This is a genomic window from Pseudoclavibacter endophyticus, assembly GCF_008831085.1.
GTDB classification, from domain to species: domain Bacteria; phylum Actinomycetota; class Actinomycetes; order Actinomycetales; family Microbacteriaceae; genus Pseudoclavibacter; species Pseudoclavibacter endophyticus.
The window spans coordinates 1,582,184-1,600,492 of record NZ_WBJY01000001.1 but is presented as its reverse complement, the minus strand read 5'-3'; the positions used below and the strand labels follow the sequence as shown (position 1 = coordinate 1,600,492).

The following is an 18,309-nucleotide window of genomic DNA, read 5'->3' as shown; positions in this document are numbered from 1 at the left end:
TTGATCACCCCGGAGTGCAGTCTTCCACGCCGCAACTACCCTCGAGTCTCATAGACCCTGGGGCGATCCCGTTCCCGGCCAAGCTCCCTACGCTGGAGGCGTGGAAGCAGTCAGCACCAGCAACGCGCACCGTCCGAGCTGGATCCCGTGGATGTGGCCTGCGGCGTTCCTCGCGCTCAGCGTCCTGGTCTTCGCTGTGCTGTCGTGGGAAGCGGGACCAGCCGTGATCTGGGTCACGTTCGTCGATCTCTCGCTGATGGTCGCGATCATCATATGGACGATCAGATACACCCGACGCCAGCGCCGCCGCTACGAAAGGCGACTCGAGGAATGGGCGCGAACCGACGCCGTGCTCCACGAACGGCTCCGCATCGCCAGAGATCTGCACGACCTGGCCTCCCACGGCCTCGGATTGATGACGGTGCGCGCAGCGACGGCGAAACTCTCCGATACCGGCGAGCAGCAGCAGGCGCTCGATGACATCGAGAGCGTCGGCCGGCGCGCGATCGCGCAGCTGCGGCAGCTCTTGACGCTCCTGCGCGATCCCCAGGGCAGCACCACCGAGGTCTCCGCACCGCTTCGCCCGCTCGGCACGCTGGCACAACTGCCCGAGATCGTCGCGCAGGCGCAGCAGGCTGGCATTCGGATCGGCGCAGCATCACTCGACATCAGCGACGAGACGAGGGCGCAGTTGCCGGCGGAACTGCAGGTCACGATCTGTGCGATCGTGCGTGAAGCGCTCGCGAACATCGCGCGTCACGCCGGCCCGACCAGCGCAGCTATCGACGTCTCCGCGACCGCCTCCAGACTGCGCATCGACATCCTGGACGCGGGACCAGCCCCGGGCTGGAATGCCGTGCCGGGCACCGGACACGGGATCATCGGGCTGCGCGAGAGAGTCGCCCTCCACGACGGCACGCTCGTGACCGGACCGTTCGAAAGCGGCTTCCGGGTCTTGGCCTCACTGCCCACCGACGGAGGGAGTACTCCGTGATGAACACCATGTCAGGAGAATACGAGAGCATCACCGTGCTCCTCGTAGACGATGAACCGCTGCTCCGCCGGAGCCTGCGCATCGCGATCGACCACGAACCGGGCCTGACGGTCATCGGCGACGCCGGCACCGGAACCGAAGCCGTGAGCCTGACGTTCGACCTCCGGCCCGACGTGGTGCTCATGGATATCCGGATGCCCGATGGGAACGGAATCGATGCCACACGGCAGATCACAGCCGATTGCACGGATGGTGCGCCGAAGGTGATCATCCTCACCATGTTCGAACTCGACGAGTACGTGTTCGAGGCCCTCTCAGCGGGAGCCAGCGCGTTCCTCCTCAAAGACGCCACCCCGGGGCAACTCGTCGACGCGGTGCGCAAGGTGCATGCAGGCGAATCCCTTTTCGCGCCAACCGTGCTTGACCGGCTCATCCGCCACTACGTGGACAATCCCACGTCAGGACGCCCGCACTCGGCCCGACCGACAAGCCCGGGGGTCCAGTACCTCACGAATCGCGAACTGGAGGTCTTGACGCTCATCGCGAAGGGCTTGTCGAACGACGAGATCGCGCATCGCCTCTCAGTCAGCCCCCACACCGTCAAGGCCCATGTCGGCAGCCTCCGATCAAAGCTCCATGCTCGCGACCGAGCGCAACTCGTCATCGCAGCGTACGAAGCCAGGATCAACTGCCCCACCCCGGGCCCCGATTGATTCGCGAGCCAGCGAGCGCAGGATCGCTCGATCTCTCACCCGGCCTCACATAGGTAGCGGAGGACCGCTTCACTGACCACTACGGGAAAACCCAACATCTACTGATGTCGCATGTTCCCGTAAGACACTTTGGGTGGGCCCTGCCGGGATCGAACCGACGACATCCACGGTGTAAACGTGGCGCTCTACCAGCTGAGCTAAAGGCCCTCACACGCCCACCTCCGAGAGCGGGGATGCGCGGCGTCCGGTTCCATTGTGCCAGCTCACTGGGTGTGCGGCGACGCGTTTGTCGCGGCACGCTCGGGAAGCCCGACGCGTCGTTCGTTGTGGCATTCCGCCACTAAGCTATCGGGGCGGTTGTCGCCACACGACGGTGACGCCGCCCGCGACACGACAGCGCACGAGCGACAGTCACACCCAGGCGAGAAACGAGGCGAACATGGCCGTTCACGACCAGGACCCATACTCCGAGCACTACGTCGATTCCGACCCGCAGGAGACGCAGGAGTGGCGCGAGTCGCTTGACGCGGTGATCGACGAGCGGGGTCGCCAGCGCGGTCGCGACGTGATGCTGTCGCTCTTGAAGCGCGCGAAAGAACGTCACCTGGGCGTGCCGATGGTTCCCGTCACCGACTACGTGAACACGATCGCCCCCGAGGACGAGGCCGACTTCCCGGGCGACGAGCAGATCGAGCGCCGCTACCGACGCTGGATCCGCTGGAACGCCGCCATGACGGTGCAGCGCGCGCAGCGTCCCGACATCTCGGTTGGCGGCCATATCTCGTCGTACGCGTCGCAGGCGAGCCTCTACGAGGTCGGTCTCAACCACTTCTTCCGCGGGTACGACCACCCGAGCGGTCCCGATCAGGTGTTCTTCCAGGGGCACGCATCACCCGGCAACTACGCCCGTGCGTACCTCCAGGGACAGCTCACGGCCGAAGAGCTGGATGGATTCCGACAGCAGAAGTCGAAGGCCCCGAACGGCCTCCCCTCGTACCCGCACCCGCGCCAGTTGCAGGAGTTCTGGCAGTTCCCCACCGTTTCTATGGGGCTCGGGCCGATCAATGCGATCTGGCAGGCCAACTTCAACAAGTACCTCGCCAATCGCGGCATCAAGGAAACCGCCGACTCGCACGTGTGGGCCTATCTCGGCGACGGAGAGATGGACGAGGTGGAGTCGCGCGGGCAGTTGCAGTTCGCGGCGAACAACAACCTCGACAACTTGACGTTCGTCGTCAACTGCAACCTGCAGCGGCTCGACGGGCCGGTGCGCGGCAACGGCAAGATCATCCAGGAGCTGGAGAGCTTCTTCCGCGGCGCGGGCTGGCACGTCATCAAGGTCGTGTGGGGCCGTGAGTGGGACGACCTGCTCGCCCGCGACGAGTCAGGCGCCCTGCTCAACCTCATGAACGAGACGCCGGACGGCGATTTCCAGACCTACAAGGCCGAGTCGGGCGGCTTCGTGCGCGAGCACTTCTTCGGTCGTGACGAGCGGGCCCTCAAGTTGGTCGAGGACTACACGGACGAGCAGATCTGGGGCCTCAAGCGCGGCGGCCACGACTACTCGAAGGTGTACGCCGCCTACCAGGCCGCACTCGAGCACAAGGGCCAGCCCACCGTCATCCTCGCCAAGACGGTGAAGGGCTACGGGCTCGGCACCCACTTCGAGGGCCGGAACGCGACCCACCAGATGAAGAAGCTGACCTTCGAGGATCTGAAGACGTTCCGCGACGAGATGCAGGTGCCCATCACCGACGCACGGCTCGAGGGCGTGTACGACGCGCCGTACTATCACCCGGGCGAGGACGACGAGGCGATCGAGTACATGCAGGAGCGCCGCCGGGCGCTCGGCGGTTTCGTTCCGGAACGCCGCTCGAAGTACACGCAGCTCGACCTGCCTGAGGACAAGGCGTTCGCTGCGACGACGAAGGGGTCGGGCTCGCAGGAGGTCGCGACCACCATGGGCTTCGTGCGCCTGCTGAAGGACCTCATGCGCGCCGGCGAGTTTGGCAAGCGAATCGTGCCCATCATCCCCGACGAAGCCCGCACGTTCGGCGTCGACGCGTTCTTCCCGACCTCGAAGATCTACAACCCCAACGGCCAGCACTACATGTCGGTCGACCGCGAACTGCTCCTGGCCTATCGCGAGAGCGAGCAGGGCGTCATCCAGCACGTGGGCATCAACGAGGCCGGCGCGATGGCCGCCTTCACGGCGGCCGGCACCTCGTACTCGTCGCACGGCGAGATCATCGTGCCGATCTACATGTACTACTCGATGTTCGGCTTCCAGCGCACGGCCGACGCGATGTGGGCAGCCGCCGACCAGCTCGCTCGAGGGTTCCTCATCGGCGCGACCGCCGGCCGCACCACGCTCGCGGGCGAGGGGCTGCAGCACATGGACGGCCACTCGCACGTCATCGCGAACACGAATCCGGCCGTCGTCTCGTACGACCCGGCCTACGTGTACGAGATCGGCCACATCATCCGCGCCGGTATCGAGCGCATGTACGGCGGGCAGCACCCCGACCCCGACGTCATGTACTACCTCACCATGTACAACGAGCCCATGGTGCAGCCGTCCGAGCCCGAGAACCTCGACATCGACGGTCTGCTCAAGGGAATGTACTACCTGCGCGGCACCGACCAGGAGGGCCCGCGCGTGCAGTTGCTCGCCTCCGGTGTGGCCGTTCCCTGGGCGCTGCACGCGCAGGAGATCCTTGCGGAGGACTGGGGCGTCGCCGCAGAGGTGTGGTCGGTGACGAGCTGGAGCGAGCTCCGCCGCGACGGCCTCGCCGCCGAGGAGCACACCTGGTCGAAGCCGTCGGAAGAGCCGCGGGTCCCCTACCTGACCGACAAGCTGTCGGGCTCCGGAGGCGGGCCGTTCATCGGCGTGAGCGACTACTCGCACTCGCTCCCCGACATGATCCGTCCCTTCGTGCCCGGCGACTACGCAACGCTCGGGGCCGACGCCTTCGGCATCTCCGACACCCGGCCCGCCGCTCGCCGCTTCTACCTCATCGACAGCCATTCGATCGTCGTGCGGGCGCTCGAGCGTCTCGCGGTCAAGGGCGAGGTCGACCGCGCCGTCGTGCAGCAGGCCATCGACCGCTATGACCTTCACAACCCGAAGTCTGGCGTGAGCGGCACGGCCGGGGGCGACTCGTAGAACGGGCGACGCGCACACCATGCCGCACCAACGCACCAAACAACAGACGCTCGCCTGGCTCAGGGCGAACACGGGCGAGCTCGCGACGTCGACGTCGAAACGACTGCAAGAGACGCTTCCCTGGTACAGCGAGATGCCGCCGGGCCGACGCAGCGCGATCGGCCTGGTCGCCCAGGCCGGCATCACCTCGTTCGTGAGCTCGCTCGAGCGGGGCGACGGCGACGTTGGTGATCGAACTTCCCCGGAATCGAAGCCGTGGATCGCGCGCGACGTCTTCGACGCGGCACCGCGCGAGTTGCTCAGGTCGATCAGCCTGCAGCAGACGCTCCAGTTGATCCGCGTCGTCGTGAGCGTGGTCGAGGAGCGTGTTGCGGACGGCGACGGCGAGGTGCGCGAGGCGGTGCTCCGGTACTCCCGGGACGTGGCCTTCGCCGCCGCCGATGTCTACGCTCGCGCCGCTGAGGCCCGTGGGCTCTGGGATCAACGTCTCGAAGCGCTCGTCGTCGACTCGATCCTCACGGGAGAGCACGACGACGAGCTGCCCAGCCGGATCGCCGCGCTCGGTTGGCACGGCCGCGGAGAAGTCGCCGTCCTCGTCGGCACAACACCGAAGATGCTCGAGGCCGACCAGCTGCGCCGCGCGGCCAGGCACGCCGATGTCGACCTGCTCATCGGCGTGCAGGGCAACCGCCTCGTGCTCGTCATCGGCCGCGCCCACGCCTCCGACGAGGAGGCGACGACGGATGCGGGTGACGCCGGCGACGCGCGAAACCGTGGCCCCGGCGACGCGCCGAGCGCCGCTCCGCACGCCGAAGCGGATGATCGGGGTCGCGAGGAGCTGCCGTTCCTCGATATCGCCAAGCGCCTCGAGCCCTTCTTCGGCGAGGGGCGGCTCGTTCTGGGGCCGACCGTGCCGAGTGTCGTCGACTCGTCGCGCAGCGCGCGCGCCGCGCTGGCCGGATTCGCGGTCGCGGGCGCCTGGCGTGCCGCCGATCGTCCAGTGCCGGCCGACGATCTGCTCCCAGAGCGGGCGCTTGCTGGCGATCCGCTGGCGCGGCAGACCCTCGTCGCCCGTATCTTCCGCCCGCTCGCCGACCACCAAAGCGACCTGCTCGCCACGCTATGGTGCTATCTCGACAATGGTCGCTCGCTCGAGGGCACGGCGCGCGAGCTCTTCGTGCACCCGAATACGGTGCGCTACCGCCTCAAACGCATCAGTGAGCTCATCGGCTGGGATGCGACCGGTGCTCGCGAGGCCCTGATCCTGCAGTGCGCGCTCATTCTCGGGCAGATCGCGGACCCGGTTCCGGCCGAACCGAGACGTTCGCAGAAGCGCGCAGCTAGATCCCCTCGCCGTTAGCGACATCCTCTAATCTTTTTCACCAAAGTCGCGTGCATTCATACGAACAGTCGCGAACGATCACTGGAATGATGGTCCCCATGCTTGTGCTCACGTGCCCCGGTCAGGGCGCACAAAAACCCGGTTTCCTCGCGCCCTGGCTCGAGGACGCCGCGCACCGCACGCTGCTCGAACAGCTGAGCGACGCTGCTGGCGTCGACCTCGTGCGCCACGGCACCGAGTCCGACGCCGAGACGATTCGCGACACCGCGATCGCGCAGCCGCTCATCGTCGCCGCCGGCATCCTTACGTGGAACGCTCTCACCTCTGATGACGACGCCGACGAATCGGGCGGCTTCGCCGCGCGCATCGGGGGTGTGGCCGGCCACTCCGTCGGCGAGGTGACGGCCGCCTACTGCGCCGGCATCTTCGACGCCGAGACCGCGATCCGCTTCGTGGCGACCCGCGCCGAGCTCATGGCCGCCGATGCGGCGACCGTGCGCACCGGCATGAGCGCCGTGCTCGGCGGTGACCAGGCGGAGATCGAGGCGACTCTCGAGGGCCTCGACCTCACGCCCGCCAACTACAACGGAGGCGGCCAGATCGTCGCGGCGGGACTCCCAGAGCGGCTCGACGAGCTGGCCAGCACGCCGCCGGCCCGCGCACGGGTCGTTCCGCTGCAGGTCGCTGGCGCCTTCCACACCCCGTTCATGGCGACGGCGCGCGCCGCGCTGGCCGACCAGCGCAATGCCTTCCAGACCGGGGATCCCGTACGCACGATCTGGACGAACCGCGACGGCAGCATGGTCACATCCGGCGCCGAGTTCGTGGATGCCATGATCGAGCAGGTCGCGCGCCCCGTTCGGTGGGACGCGTGCATGGCGTCGTTCGCCGACGCCGGCGTTTCGGGCCTCGTGGAGGTCGCGCCGGGTGGCACGCTCGTCGGGCTCTCGAAACGCGGCTTGCGGGGCACGCCCGCCGTGGCGATCACGACACCCGCCGACCTCGACACCGCCCGCGAACTCGTCGCGGCGTGACCCGGAGCCCCGGAAGGACCACGACAGCATGACCACTCCCACGCTTCAGGTGACGGAAGGCCCCCGGTTCACGCGCATCTACGGCATCGGGGCCGCCCGAGGCGAGAACGCGGTGCCGAACGACGACCTGATCGGCCCCATCGACTCGTCTGACGAGTGGATCCGGCAGCGGACGGGCATCGTTACCCGCGCCCGCGCCGGCGACGACGTCAACGCGCTCGACCTGTCGCGCGAAGCGTCGCTCGAGGCCATCGAGCGCTCCGGCATTTCGCCCGACGAGATCGGCGTGGTCATCGTTGCGACCGTCAGCAACATGATGCAGACGCCGTCCATCGCGGCCCGGTTGGCGCATGAGGTCGGGGCGACCCCCGCCGCCGCCTTCGATAGCAACGCGGCGTGCGCGGGCTACTGCTACAGCGTCGCACAGGCGGATGCGCTGATTCGCTCGGGCGTCGCCACCTACGCGCTCGTGGTCGGCGCCGAGAAGCTCTCCGACATCATCGACCCGGCCGATCGCAGCATCTCGTTCCTGCTCGGCGACGGGGCCGGTGCCGTCATCATCGGCCCGAGCGACACGCCGGGCATCTCCCGGTCCCTTCTCGGTAGCGACGGCGAGCGTTGGCAGGCGGTGTCGATGAACGCCACGCTGCAGGAATTCCGCCGAGGCGAGGTGCCGTGGCCGACCCTGCGTCAGGACGGGCCCAGCGTCTTCCGCTGGGCGGTGTGGGACATGGCGAAAGTCGCGCGCCAGGCGCTCGACGAAGCCGGGATCACGGTCGAAGACCTCGCGGCCTTCGTCCCGCACCAGGCCAACATGCGCATCATCGACGAGTTCGCGAAGCAGCTCGGACTGCCCGAGCACGTCGTGGTCGGCCGCGACATCGAGACGACCGGCAACACGTCGGCGGCATCGATCCCGCTCGCCACCCACCGGCTGCTCGACGAGCACCCTGAACTCAGCGGCGGCCTGTCGCTGCAGATCGGGTTCGGCGCCGGTCTCGTCTACGGCGCACAGGTCGTGCGCCTGCCCTGAGGCCTGCATCCGCCCGATCGCGCGCGGCAGCGCTCCTCGCCCGCCGCGCACCCGAACCGATGCACCCGAATACACTTGCGGTGGTCATCGAGAACCAAGGAGAGAAACTCATGGCAGTTAGCAACGAAGAAGCGCTCGCCGGCCTCGCCGAGCTCATCAACGAGGAGACCGGAATCGCGGCCGACACCGTGACGCCCGAGAAGTCGTTCACGGACGACCTCGACATCGACTCGATTTCGATGATGACGATCGTCGTCAACGCCGAGGAGAAGTTCGACGTCAAGATCCCGGATGACGAGGTCCCCAACCTCGTGACGGTCGGCGACGCCGTCAACTACATCGCCAAGGCCTCGGCCGAATAGTCGCGCGGCGGGCGGCCCCGCGCGTGGGCTGCCCGCCTCGGCCTGTTTCATCGTTTTCAGGAGCCCGTATGACCACAAAGATCGTTGTGACCGGCCTCGGCGCCACAACCCCGCTCGGCGGCACCGCCCGCGAGACGTGGAATGCGCTGCTCGCCGGAGAGTCGGGCGCCCGCACGCTCGAGGCAGACTGGGTCGCCACCTACGAACTTCCGGTGACCTTCGCTGCCAGCGTCAAGGTGCCGGTCTCCGAACAGCTCGACCGCGTCGTCATGAAGCGGCTCGACCCCTCGAGTCAGTACGCGCTCGTCGCCGGGCGGGAAGCGTTCGCCGACGCGGGCCTGGGCGATGCCGACATCGACCCCGACCGGCTCCTCGTGGAGTGGGCGACCGGTATCGGCGGGGTGTGGACCCTGCTCGACGCCTGGGACACGCTGCGCGAACGCGGCCCGCGACGGGTCCTGCCGCTCACGGTGCCGAAGCTCATGCCGAACGGCCCCGCCGCCGCGATCGGCATGGAGTTGAACGCGCGGGCGGGCGCGCGCACCGTCGTATCGGCGTGCGCGTCCAGCACCGAGTCACTCATCAACGCCGTCGAGCACCTGCGCGCGGGGGTCGCCGACGTCGCGATCACGGGCGGATCGGAGGCTGCGATCCACCCGCTCCCCCTCGCGGCGTTCGCCTCGATGCAGGCCCTGTCGCGTCGCAACGATGACCCCTCCCACGCGTCGCGTCCCTACGACGTCGACCGCGACGGCTTCGTCCTCGGAGAGGGTGCAGGCGCACTCGTGCTGGAGACCGAGGAGCATGCGAAGGCGAGGGGCGCGCGGATCTACGCCGAGGTCCTCGGCGGCGCCGTGACGGCCGACGCATATCACATCACGGCCCCTGACCCCGCGGGTTCGGGCGCCGCACGCGCCGTTCTGGACACCCTTGAGCGCAGTGGCGTGGGGCGCGACGAGGTTCGCCATGTGAACGCGCACGCGACGTCGACCCCGGTCGGGGACATCGCCGAGTACACGGCGCTCGAAGCGGTCTTCGGCGACCGCGCCCGAGAGATCCCCGTGACGGCCACCAAGGCGTCGACGGGCCACCTGCTCGGCGGGGCCGGCGCGATCGAGGGCATGTTCACCGTGCTCGCGCTCGCCGAGGGCGTGCTGCCGCCGACGATCAACATCGAGCATCAGGACGACGCGATTCCGCTCGACGTGGTGACCGAGCCGCGTCCGTTCGACGCCAAGGGCGCCGTCGCCATCTCGAACTCATTCGGATTCGGCGGGCACAACGCCGTCATCGCCTTCCGCGGCGTGTAGCCGGCTCGCACGACAAACGAGGCCGGGTTCCCGAAAGGAACCCGGCCTCGTTCGTCACCACCGTCAGCGCGGAGCCCGACCCGCGTCGACGGTCGTTGGCCTAACCGACGCGGTGCATCCACACGACAGGGCTTTCGTCGCCCGCATACCGGAACGGCTCAAGCTCGTCGTCCCATGCCTGGCCCAGGGCCAGGCGAAGTTCACGGTGCAGCTCGGAGGCGTTGCCGCCCGCGATCTCCATCGCATAGCGAACCCGGTCTTCGGGAATGACGGTGTTGCCCGAGGTATCGGTCTGCGCGTAGTAGATGCCGAGGTCGGGCGTGTGAAGCCACCGACCTCCGTCCGCGTCAGCGCGAGGTTCTTCGGTCACTTCGAAGCGGAGGTGCACCCAGCCACGAAGCTGCGCAGCGATTGTCGCCCCGGTGCCGGGTTGTCCCTCCCAGACGAACTCGGCGCGCTGCGAGCCCTGGATGACCGGCTGATCGATCCAGGGCAGGTGTACGGCGCGCCCAAGCGCTCGCCCTACGCCCCACTCGACGTGCTGGCAAAGGGCTCGCGGCGAGGAGTGCACGTACAGCACCCCGCGGGCAGTTGGTGCATCCATGTCTTCCTCCATTCACGTGGTACGTCTTCCCCTACGACCAGTGAACGAATGCAAGGCGGCTTTCCCTTTCGTGAGAAAGCGTGATGCAACGTATTCGATTGTGATGGCTGCGTGTCGCCACTGGAATTATGCCTGACAGTAGTGGCGAATCACAACCCTGTGATTCAGCGTGGCGGCGTGTCCCCCGTGGTTCGCCTCATCAGGCGTCTGCGATGACGGCGCGCGCGTGCTCGGCGCGCGTCTGCAGGTCGTTCCAGATGTACCCGGCTGATTGCTGGTCGACCGGAATGAATGAGGTGAGGGTGCCGTCCGGACCAGTCGCGACCACTTCGTAGCCGCCGCCGAGTCGCTGCTCCTTCACGAGCAGGAAGAAGAGGCTGAAAAAGGTGACGAGGAAAAAGCCGACGATCGCGAGAACGATCGCCCACGTGGGCGTCTTGTTCTCGAGTCGAGTGTGGTTGTTGACGAAGATCTGGGCGCCCCTCGCGGAGATGGCGCCCTGCGGCGAACGGATGGCGTCGCGGGTCACGGTCATGTCGCCGATGAACGCCTCGTCCGCCCCCGGCCAGGAGCCCCCATGCCCCTCGCCGCCGAACGTGGCAATGGCGTGCGACGGGGTCGGCTGCGGATCATTCGACTGCGAGGGGTATGGAGCGACGGGGATGCCGCCCTGCCCGGGCACGTGGTCGCCCTGCCGTGCCGTCGTGTCGTCGGTCATGTCTGCATTCCCCTTTGGCGTTCGCCGATCAGCCTGCGAGCGTCGATCCTAATGGCGCCGATTGTCCGGCCCGAGAACAGATCCGGCCCGTGAACAGGTGTGCCAGCGTCACGGGTTCGCTGTACCCGCGTTACTCAGCGCCGCCGCGGCCCTCGTCGAGCGCTCGCTCGAGGCGCTCGAGCTTGCCGTCCAGCTCACCCGTGCGTCCGGGCCGGATGTCCGCCTTGAGCACGAGTGACACGCGCGTCCCGTAGGCGCCGACGGCATCCGTGGCCGCCTTGACGACGCCCATCACCTCGTCCCACTCCCCCTCGATCTCGGTGAACATCGACGAGGTTCGATTCGGAAGGCCCGACTCGCGGACTACCTTGACGGCGGCGGCAACGGCCTCGTGGACCGAGTCGGACCCGTCCGGCCCGCCACTGGGCGCGATAGAGAATGCGACGATCATGGTTCCTCCTCGAGTGGATACGGGCGGCATCGAGACGAGTGGCAGCAGCGCCGGACGGACATTGATTTCGCCATGCTACGCGTTCTCACGCGAGGCCCGCGTGGCAGTGGACGGCGTCGCCGCGTTGCACGGACGATAGACTCGTGCCGCTTCCGGGGCGTTAGCTCAGCCGGTTAGAGCAGTGGACTCATAATCCATCGGTCGCGGGTTCAAGTCCCGCACGCCCCACGAACGCGAGCGCGCGCCGACGCGTCTCCATCGACCACGCTCGCGTGGCGCATCAGTGACCCCGGTCGGCTCGGGCATCCTGTGTCCATGACGAACTCGATGACGCCCCCAGGGCAGCATTCGGAACAGCGCGGCTTCGAGCGCGCAATGAGCGGATTGGACGCCCTCTTCGTGGGCTTCGGAGCGATGATCGGCTTCGGCTGGATCACGCTGACGGGTGGCTGGCTCGAGTCGGCAGGCACGTGGGGAACGCTGCTCGCACTCCTGGCGGGCGGTGCGATCATGATGCTCGTCGGCCTTGTCTACTCCGAGCTCGTCTCGGCAATGCCGGCCGCCGGCGGGGAACACAACTACCTCATGCGAGGCATGGGGCCGCGGTGGTCGATGCTCGGCTCATGGGCGATCACCGGCGGGTACGTCAGCGTGATCCTCTTCGAAGCGGTCGCGACCCCGAGGACCATGGACTATCTCTTCCCCGGGCTCGCCGGTCTCGTCCCCATGTACGACGTGGCGGGCTACACCGTCGGCCTTCCCTGGGCACTCGTCGGCGTCGTGTCCGCCGTCGCCGTCACGTGGATCAATTACCGCGGCGTCAAGGTCGCCTCGCTCGTGCAGACGTTCGTCGTGTGTTTCATCCTGCTCGTCCTCGCCGTCCTCCTCTTCGGCGCAGTCGTCGGGGGCGACGTCGCCAATACCCAGCCGGCCTTCGTCGGCGGCGCGACCGGATTCATGGTGGTGCTCGGTGCCGTGCCGTTCCTCTTCGTGGGGTTCGACGTCATCCCGCAGACCGCCGAGGAGATCAAACTCGAGCCCAAGAAGATCGGCCGGCTCGTCATCGCATCCGTCGGTCTCGCCGTCGCGTTCTACCTCGTCGTCGTGTACGCCACCTCGCTCTCCCTGCCCGCGAGCGACCTCGCCGAGTTCAACCTGGTCAGCGCCGACGCGCTCTCGGCGGTCATGGGCGGTGAGATCTGGGGCAAGATCGTGATCGCCGGCGGCATGGCGGGCATCCTCACGTCGTGGATCGGCTTCCTCCTCGGCGCCTCACGCCTGCTGTGGTCAATGGCGAACGCGGGCATGATTCCCGCGTGGTTCGGCAAGCTGCACCCGCGCTACAAGACGCCGTCGAACGCGATCCTCGCGATCGGCGGGCTGTCGGTCCTCGCCCCGTTCGGAGGAACCGCGATGCTCGGGTGGGCGGTCGACGGCGGGTCGCCGATGATCGTGCTGGCCTATGCGCTCGTCGGGTTCGCCTTCATCGCGCTGCGCGTGAAGGAGCCGGCCATGGCGCGGCCTTTCCGCGCGGGCGGGCGCGGCCGCATCGGCGGACTGGTCCTCGGCGTCACGACGACCCTCCTGTGCATCGTGCTGTTCCTGCTGTACGTGCCGAACGTCACGCCGATCAGCATCACGCTCGACTGGCAGTCGTACGCCTTCCTCGGTGCCTGGATGCTCGTCGGTCTCGTGTTCGCGCTTCGGCTCCCGAGCGGCATCAAGGCAGGCCCCGAGACCGAGCGGCTGTTGCTGAAGGCCGTTGCCGAGCGACGCCGGCGATAACCGCAGCCGGCGGTCCGCGCGGGATTCCTCTCGATGGAAAGCGCGGTGGCGCCTGCGTGCCCCACCCTTCAAACTGGAGGGTGACGCAAGGAGGCGCCAATGACCGCAGTCGACAGCACCGCACCATCCAATGAGGCCGCGACGCCGGCCCGATCGCACGCCGACATCGCCGAGACGCTGCCCTACCGGCACGTGACCGACTTCGGCCGTGGCGAGATCGGCGATCGCGACCTCATCGAGGTGATCGACCCGACGACGGGACAGGCGTGGGGTTCGGCCCCGGTCGGCACGCCGGACGATGTGGATGTTGCGGTCGCCGCCGCGAGGGCGGCGCTTCCGGCGTGGGCGGCGCTCCGGCCGAGCGACCGCGCCGAGTACCTGCGCCGCATCGCGGACGGCATCGAGCGGCGCGCCGAGGAGATCGCGCACACGACCACCCTCGAGAACGGCGCGCCGATCGCCGAGACCGGTGGCGCAGCCATGGGGGCGGCGCTCCTGTTGCGCACGGTCGCCGGCCTGGCTCCCCACTTCGAGGCGCCCGACGTGCGGACGATCGACGGTGTACCCGTCGAGTCGCTCGTCCGGCGTGTGCCCTACGGCGTCGCGGGGCTCATCGTGCCGTGGAACTACCCCGTGCACCTCGTAGTGTCGAAGCTCGCGTCCGCCCTCCTCGCGGGCTGCACCGTCGTCATCAAGCCGGCGCCCTCGACACCCCTGTCGGTGCGCTACGTGCTCGACGCGGCCGTCGAAGCGGGCCTGCCGGACGGCGCGGTCACCCTCGTCACGGGAGGCAACGAAACCGGCGAGGCGCTCGTGCGGCACCCGGGCGTTGACAAGATCGCCTTCACCGGATCCACGGCCGCCGGCCGCCGCATCGCCGCCATCTGCGGCGAACTGCTGCGACCGGTCACGCTCGAACTCGGAGGCAAGTCCGCTTCGGTCGTGCTGCCGGATGCCGACCTCGACGTCGTCGCGGAGCAGTTGCTGCCGGTCAGCCTGCGGAACACGGGCCAGACGTGCTTCGCATCGACCCGCATCATCGCGACCCGCGAGAACTACGACCGCGTCGTCGACGTCGTCGCCGCGACCGTCCGCGGGCTCCGGGTCGGCGACCCGCTCGACCCGGCGACGCATCTCGGGCCGCTCGCGTCGAGCATCCAACGCGAGCGCGTCATGGGCTTCGTCCGAACCGGGATCGATGAGGGAGCTCGCGTCGTACTCGGCGGCGATGTGCCACCGCCCGTCGAGGGCGGGGCCTTCGTCGCCCCGACGGTGTTCGCCGACGTCGACCCGGGGGCGCGCATCGCACAGGAGGAGATCTTCGGCCCGGTGCTCACCGTGCACGTCGCCGAGTCGATCGAGCACGCGATCGACATCGCGAACGCCACCAGCTACGGGCTCGGCGGGGCGGTCTTCGGCACCGACGAAGACGCCGCGGCTGCCGTCGCCGCCCGCATCGACACAGGAACGATCGGTGTCAACGGGTACGGCGGGAGCTTCCTCGCGCCGTTCGGCGGCCGCCGCGATTCAGGAATGGGCGCGGAATTCGGCATCGAAGGGGTGTCCGCCTACCTCGCGACGCAAACGCTGCACCGCCCCGCACACTGAGCAGTCGCGGCACCCACGCCCGGGACACCCGGGAGGGCGTCAGGCTCCGCCGTCGTCCGCACCCTCGATCTCCTCGCGCACCCGGTGGAGCTGGGGCACGGCCCGCTCGATGAACTCGTCGGTCATGCGCTCGGTCGGGCCCGACAGTGAGATGGCGAAGCCGGGCTGTTGTCCGCCGGATGCCACTGCGACGGCGACACATCGCACGCCGACCTCCTGCTCGCCGTCGTCGATCGCGTACCCGTCTCGGGCCGCGCGCTCGATGCTCTCGCGGAGGCCCTCGACGGTCGTGATGGTCTTGTCCGTGTAGCGCGGCAGCGCGAGCCGGGAAAGGACCCCTTCGAGCGCAGCAGGGGGCATGCGCGCGAACAACGCCTTCCCGACGGCCGTCGCATGCGGGAGCACGCGGCGGCCGACTTCGGTGAACATGCGCATCGACCGCGTCGACTGCGCCTGCGCGATGTACACGATCATCTCGCCATCGAACATGGCCAGGTTCGCCGACTCGCCCAGCTCGTCGGCGAGCCGCCGCAGATGCACGCGGACAGACCCCGCGACAGACTGGGTGGCGCCTTCCGCGAGCGGCACAAGGCTCGGACCGAGAAGATACCGGCGCGCGGCGTCCTTGCTCACGTATCCGCGCACGTGCATTGTGGTCAGCAGCCGGTGCACGGTCGCGGCGGGGAGCCCGCTCGCCTCATGCAGGCCGTGGACCGATTGCGCGCCGTCTCTGGCCAGGATCTCGAGCAGGTCGAATGCTCGGTCGAGCGACTGCACCCGGCCATCGCCGTGGGGCTTCGACGACGACGCACCGCTGTCGTTCACGCCCGACCTCCTTCTCGCGGCATCGCGTCACCGCTGACTGGTCGCCGTGCCACGACTCGCCAGCATAACGACGCGACCGACCCGCCATTCGTCGACGGTTTTTCGCAGGGTTTCATCCTATTCCGCATTACGGTAAGTTTACACCACCATACGGAATCGTCCGCGGACGTCACGAGAGTGCGGAGGGCACGATGACCACCTATGTTTCGCGCGCCGACCTGAGCGTCGCGCAGCCGATCGCCGACTTCGCTGAGGCCGCGCTCGCGGATGCCCGGCTGGACGTGACCGAGTTCTGGATGAGCGTGAGCGAGATCGTTCGCGACCTCACGCCTCGGAACGAGTCGCTCCTGCGGGTCCGCGACGACCTGCAGGCCAGGCTCGACGCCTACCACCGCGAGCATCCGGGCGCCCTGGAACCCGCGGCGTACCGGGCGCTCCTCACCGAGATCGGCTACCTGCGCGACCAGCCCGAGCACGTCGAGGTCATGACCGCGAACGTCGACCCCGAGATCGCGGAACTCGCCGGCCCGCAGCTCGTCGTGCCCCTGCTCAACGCACGGTTCGCGCTCAACGCGGCCAACGCCCGCTGGGGATCGCTCTACGACGCCCTCTACGGCACCGACGCCATCGACCAGTCCGGCGAGCTCGCTCCCGGGCCCGGCTACAACGCGGCCCGCGGCGAGGCGGTCATCGCCCGAGGGCGGGCATTCCTCGATGAGATCGCGCCCCTGTCTGCAGGCACCCACACCGAGGCGCGGGCGTACCGCATCGGCGACACGGGCTTGGAGGTCGTGCTTCCCGAGGGACCCGTCACGCTGGTCGACCCTGCGACGTTCCGCGGCTACGCCGGACCTCGGGATGAGCCCAGCGCCGTGCTCCTTCGGCACAACGGTCTGCACGTCGAGATCGCGATCGACCCTGACGGGCCGATCGGGCGCGGAGATTCGGCGGGCGTGCAGGACATCGTGCTCGAGGCGGCGCTCACCACCATCATGGACCTGGAGGACTCGGTCGCCGCCGTCGACGCCGACGACAAGGCCCTCGGCTATGCCAACTGGCGGGGCCTCATGGCGGGGACTCTCACGGAAGAGGTCACCAAGGGCGGCCGCACGTTCGTGCGCACCCTCGCTCCCGACCGCGCGTACCTGACGCCCGGCGGCGACACGCTCGAGCTGCCCGGGCGATCGGTGCTCTTCGTGCGCAATGTCGGGCACCTCATGCGCACCGACGCGGTCAAAGACGCGACCGGCGCCGACATGTTCGAGGGCATGCTGGACGCCATCATGACGGCACTCGGCTCGCTCTCCGATCTCCGCGGCGAGGCGGCCGGTGGCAACTCGCGTACGGGGTCGATGTACATCGTGAAGCCAAAGATGCACGGTCCCGACGAGGTCGCGTTTGCCGTCGAGCTGTTCGACCGGGTCGAAGCGCTCCTCCACCTGCCGCCGATGACGCTCAAGATCGGCGTCATGGACGAGGAGCGGCGGACCTCTGTGAACCTGGCCGCGTGCATCGAGGCGGCCGCTCACCGCATCGTGTTCATCAACACGGGGTTCCTGGACCGCACGGGCGACGAGATCCACACCTCATTGCACGCCGGGCCCGTTGTCCCGAAGAGCGACATGCGGTCGCAGCCGTTCATGCGCGCCTACGAGGACCGCAACGTGAAGCTCGGAATCTGCACCGGTCTCGGCGCTCGCGGACAGATCGGCAAGGGCATGTGGGCCAAGCCCGACCTCATGCACGACATGCTCGAGCAGAAGGCCGAACACGTCCGTTCCGGGGCATCGACGGCGTGGGTTCCATCACCGACGGCGGCCACGCTGCACGCCCTGCAGTACCACCAGGTCGACGCGTTCGCAGCGCGCCGGGCCTTGCCTCCGCTGCCCGCGACGAGCCTCGACGACCTGCTCATGCCGCCGCTCGCTTCGCCGTCCGACCTCGCGCACGACGTCGTCGTTCGCGAGGTCGACAACAACGTGCAGTCGATCCTCGGGTACGTCGTGCGCTGGGTGCATCAGGGGGTCGGATGCTCCAAGGTGCCCGACATCGCGGGCACGGCCCTCATGGAGGACCGGGCGACACTGCGGATCTCGAGTCAGCTCCTCGCCAACTGGCTCGCGCACGGGGTGATCACCTCCGAACAGGTCGACGAGAGCCTCCGACGGCTCGCATCGGTGGTTGACGAACAGAACGCCGGCGACCCCGCGTACGAGCCGCTGGCGCACGACGACGAGCCGCCCCTTGCCTACACGGCGGCCCGCAGGCTCATCATCGAGGGCGCGGCTCAGCCGAGCGGGTACACCGAGCCGCTCCTGCACGAACTCCGCCGCGAGTTCAAGGCCGCCGGGGGGCGCTGACCTC

Annotated in this window: 15 protein-coding genes and 2 tRNA genes; 12 read left to right on the top strand and 5 right to left on the bottom strand. The window is 68.4% G+C overall.

The window, feature by feature from the left end:
* Positions 1-100: 100 nt before the first annotated feature.
* Together F8O04_RS07150 and F8O04_RS07145 are read left to right on the top strand one after the other, a co-directional pair.
* Entirely contained in the window at positions 101-994 is an 894-nt protein-coding gene (locus F8O04_RS07150) for a sensor histidine kinase (RefSeq protein WP_158028569.1), read from the top strand.
* Positions 994-1,707, top strand: coding sequence for a response regulator (locus tag F8O04_RS07145; protein WP_225734989.1), 714 nt, complete (start codon positions 994-996; stop codon positions 1,705-1,707). The genes F8O04_RS07150 and F8O04_RS07145 overlap by 1 nt, the downstream gene beginning before the upstream one ends.
* A gap of 134 nt (positions 1,708-1,841) precedes the next feature.
* On the opposite strand, the gene F8O04_RS07140 is transcribed toward F8O04_RS07145, so the two are convergent.
* Positions 1,842-1,914: transfer RNA gene (locus tag F8O04_RS07140), tRNA-Val, on the bottom strand.
* 232 nt (positions 1,915-2,146) lie between these two features.
* Here F8O04_RS07140 and aceE point away from each other — a divergent pair.
* From aceE to F8O04_RS07110, 6 genes are all read left to right on the top strand, one after another.
* A complete protein-coding gene (gene aceE / locus F8O04_RS07135) occupies positions 2,147-4,873 on the top strand; it encodes a pyruvate dehydrogenase (acetyl-transferring), homodimeric type (protein ID WP_158028568.1) in 2,727 nt (908 codons plus the stop codon).
* 19 nt (positions 4,874-4,892) lie between these two features.
* Entirely contained in the window at positions 4,893-6,233 is a 1,341-nt protein-coding gene (locus tag F8O04_RS07130; protein ID WP_158028567.1) for a PucR family transcriptional regulator, read from the top strand.
* Positions 6,234-6,313: 80 nt separating this feature from the next.
* The gene (locus F8O04_RS07125; protein WP_158029144.1) at positions 6,314-7,249 is read left to right on the top strand and encodes an ACP S-malonyltransferase; all 936 of its coding nucleotides are present in this window, start codon (positions 6,314-6,316) and stop codon (positions 7,247-7,249) included.
* Positions 7,250-7,277: 28 nt separating this feature from the next.
* On the top strand, positions 7,278-8,282 hold the full coding sequence (locus F8O04_RS07120) for a beta-ketoacyl-ACP synthase III (protein ID WP_158028566.1): 1,005 nt from the start codon (positions 7,278-7,280) through the stop codon (positions 8,280-8,282).
* 110 nt (positions 8,283-8,392) lie between these two features.
* Entirely contained in the window at positions 8,393-8,644 is a 252-nt protein-coding gene (locus F8O04_RS07115; protein WP_158028565.1) for an acyl carrier protein, read from the top strand.
* 68 nt (positions 8,645-8,712) lie between these two features.
* The gene (locus F8O04_RS07110) at positions 8,713-9,954 is read left to right on the top strand and encodes a beta-ketoacyl-[acyl-carrier-protein] synthase family protein (RefSeq protein ID WP_158028564.1); all 1,242 of its coding nucleotides are present in this window, start codon (positions 8,713-8,715) and stop codon (positions 9,952-9,954) included.
* A gap of 100 nt (positions 9,955-10,054) precedes the next feature.
* Here F8O04_RS07110 and F8O04_RS07105 read toward each other — a convergent pair whose 3' ends face one another.
* The 3 genes from F8O04_RS07105 to F8O04_RS07095 form a co-directional block, all read right to left on the bottom strand.
* Positions 10,055-10,558 carry a DUF3145 domain-containing protein gene (locus F8O04_RS07105; protein WP_158028563.1) on the bottom strand — a complete coding sequence of 168 codons (504 nt, stop codon included), beginning with the start codon at positions 10,556-10,558 and terminating at the stop codon, positions 10,055-10,057.
* A 199-nt stretch (positions 10,559-10,757) separates the two neighbouring features.
* Positions 10,758-11,276, bottom strand: coding sequence for a hypothetical protein (locus tag F8O04_RS07100; protein ID WP_158028562.1), 519 nt, complete (start codon positions 11,274-11,276; stop codon positions 10,758-10,760).
* Between the two features lie 130 nt (positions 11,277-11,406).
* Positions 11,407-11,727 carry a thiamine-binding protein gene (locus F8O04_RS07095; RefSeq protein ID WP_158028561.1) on the bottom strand — a complete coding sequence of 107 codons (321 nt, stop codon included), beginning with the start codon at positions 11,725-11,727 and terminating at the stop codon, positions 11,407-11,409.
* A gap of 154 nt (positions 11,728-11,881) precedes the next feature.
* Between F8O04_RS07095 and F8O04_RS07090 the strand changes: the two genes are divergently transcribed.
* The 3 genes from F8O04_RS07090 to F8O04_RS07080 all read left to right on the top strand — a co-directional run bounded on the left by F8O04_RS07090 (position 11,882) and on the right by F8O04_RS07080 (position 15,120).
* Positions 11,882-11,955 (top strand) — tRNA-Ile (locus tag F8O04_RS07090).
* Between the two features lie 87 nt (positions 11,956-12,042).
* Positions 12,043-13,512 carry an APC family permease gene (locus tag F8O04_RS07085; protein WP_158028560.1) on the top strand — a complete coding sequence of 490 codons (1,470 nt, stop codon included), beginning with the start codon at positions 12,043-12,045 and terminating at the stop codon, positions 13,510-13,512.
* Positions 13,513-13,611: 99 nt separating this feature from the next.
* Positions 13,612-15,120, top strand: coding sequence for an aldehyde dehydrogenase family protein (locus tag F8O04_RS07080; protein WP_158028559.1), 1,509 nt, complete (start codon positions 13,612-13,614; stop codon positions 15,118-15,120).
* A gap of 39 nt (positions 15,121-15,159) precedes the next feature.
* Here the strand turns inward: F8O04_RS07080 and F8O04_RS07075 are convergent, their stop codons facing one another.
* Entirely contained in the window at positions 15,160-15,945 is a 786-nt protein-coding gene (locus tag F8O04_RS07075) for an IclR family transcriptional regulator (RefSeq protein ID WP_158028558.1), read from the bottom strand.
* 191 nt (positions 15,946-16,136) lie between these two features.
* Between F8O04_RS07075 and F8O04_RS07070 the strand changes: the two genes are divergently transcribed.
* Positions 16,137-18,305, top strand: a complete 2,169-nt coding sequence (locus tag F8O04_RS07070; RefSeq protein ID WP_158028557.1) for a malate synthase G — start codon at positions 16,137-16,139, stop codon at positions 18,303-18,305.
* The last annotated feature ends 4 nt before the right edge of the window (positions 18,306-18,309 follow it).

Coding starts and splice junctions, on each gene's coding strand:
- F8O04_RS07145 (WP_225734989.1), top strand. CDS start 994: ATGAACACCATGTCAGGAGAATACGAGAGCATCACCGTGCTCCTCGTA.
- aceE (WP_158028568.1), top strand. CDS start 2,147: ATGGCCGTTCACGACCAGGACCCATACTCCGAGCACTACGTCGATTCC.
- F8O04_RS07130 (WP_158028567.1), top strand. CDS start 4,893: ATGCCGCACCAACGCACCAAACAACAGACGCTCGCCTGGCTCAGGGCG.
- F8O04_RS07125 (WP_158029144.1), top strand. CDS start 6,314: ATGCTTGTGCTCACGTGCCCCGGTCAGGGCGCACAAAAACCCGGTTTC.
- F8O04_RS07120 (WP_158028566.1), top strand. CDS start 7,278: ATGACCACTCCCACGCTTCAGGTGACGGAAGGCCCCCGGTTCACGCGC.
- F8O04_RS07115 (WP_158028565.1), top strand. CDS start 8,393: ATGGCAGTTAGCAACGAAGAAGCGCTCGCCGGCCTCGCCGAGCTCATC.
- F8O04_RS07110 (WP_158028564.1), top strand. CDS start 8,713: ATGACCACAAAGATCGTTGTGACCGGCCTCGGCGCCACAACCCCGCTC.
- F8O04_RS07105 (WP_158028563.1), bottom strand. CDS start 10,558: ATGGATGCACCAACTGCCCGCGGGGTGCTGTACGTGCACTCCTCGCCG.
- F8O04_RS07100 (WP_158028562.1), bottom strand. CDS start 11,276: ATGACCGACGACACGACGGCACGGCAGGGCGACCACGTGCCCGGGCAG.
- F8O04_RS07095 (WP_158028561.1), bottom strand. CDS start 11,727: ATGATCGTCGCATTCTCTATCGCGCCCAGTGGCGGGCCGGACGGGTCC.
- F8O04_RS07085 (WP_158028560.1), top strand. CDS start 12,043: ATGACGAACTCGATGACGCCCCCAGGGCAGCATTCGGAACAGCGCGGC.
- F8O04_RS07080 (WP_158028559.1), top strand. CDS start 13,612: ATGACCGCAGTCGACAGCACCGCACCATCCAATGAGGCCGCGACGCCG.
- F8O04_RS07070 (WP_158028557.1), top strand. CDS start 16,137: ATGACCACCTATGTTTCGCGCGCCGACCTGAGCGTCGCGCAGCCGATC.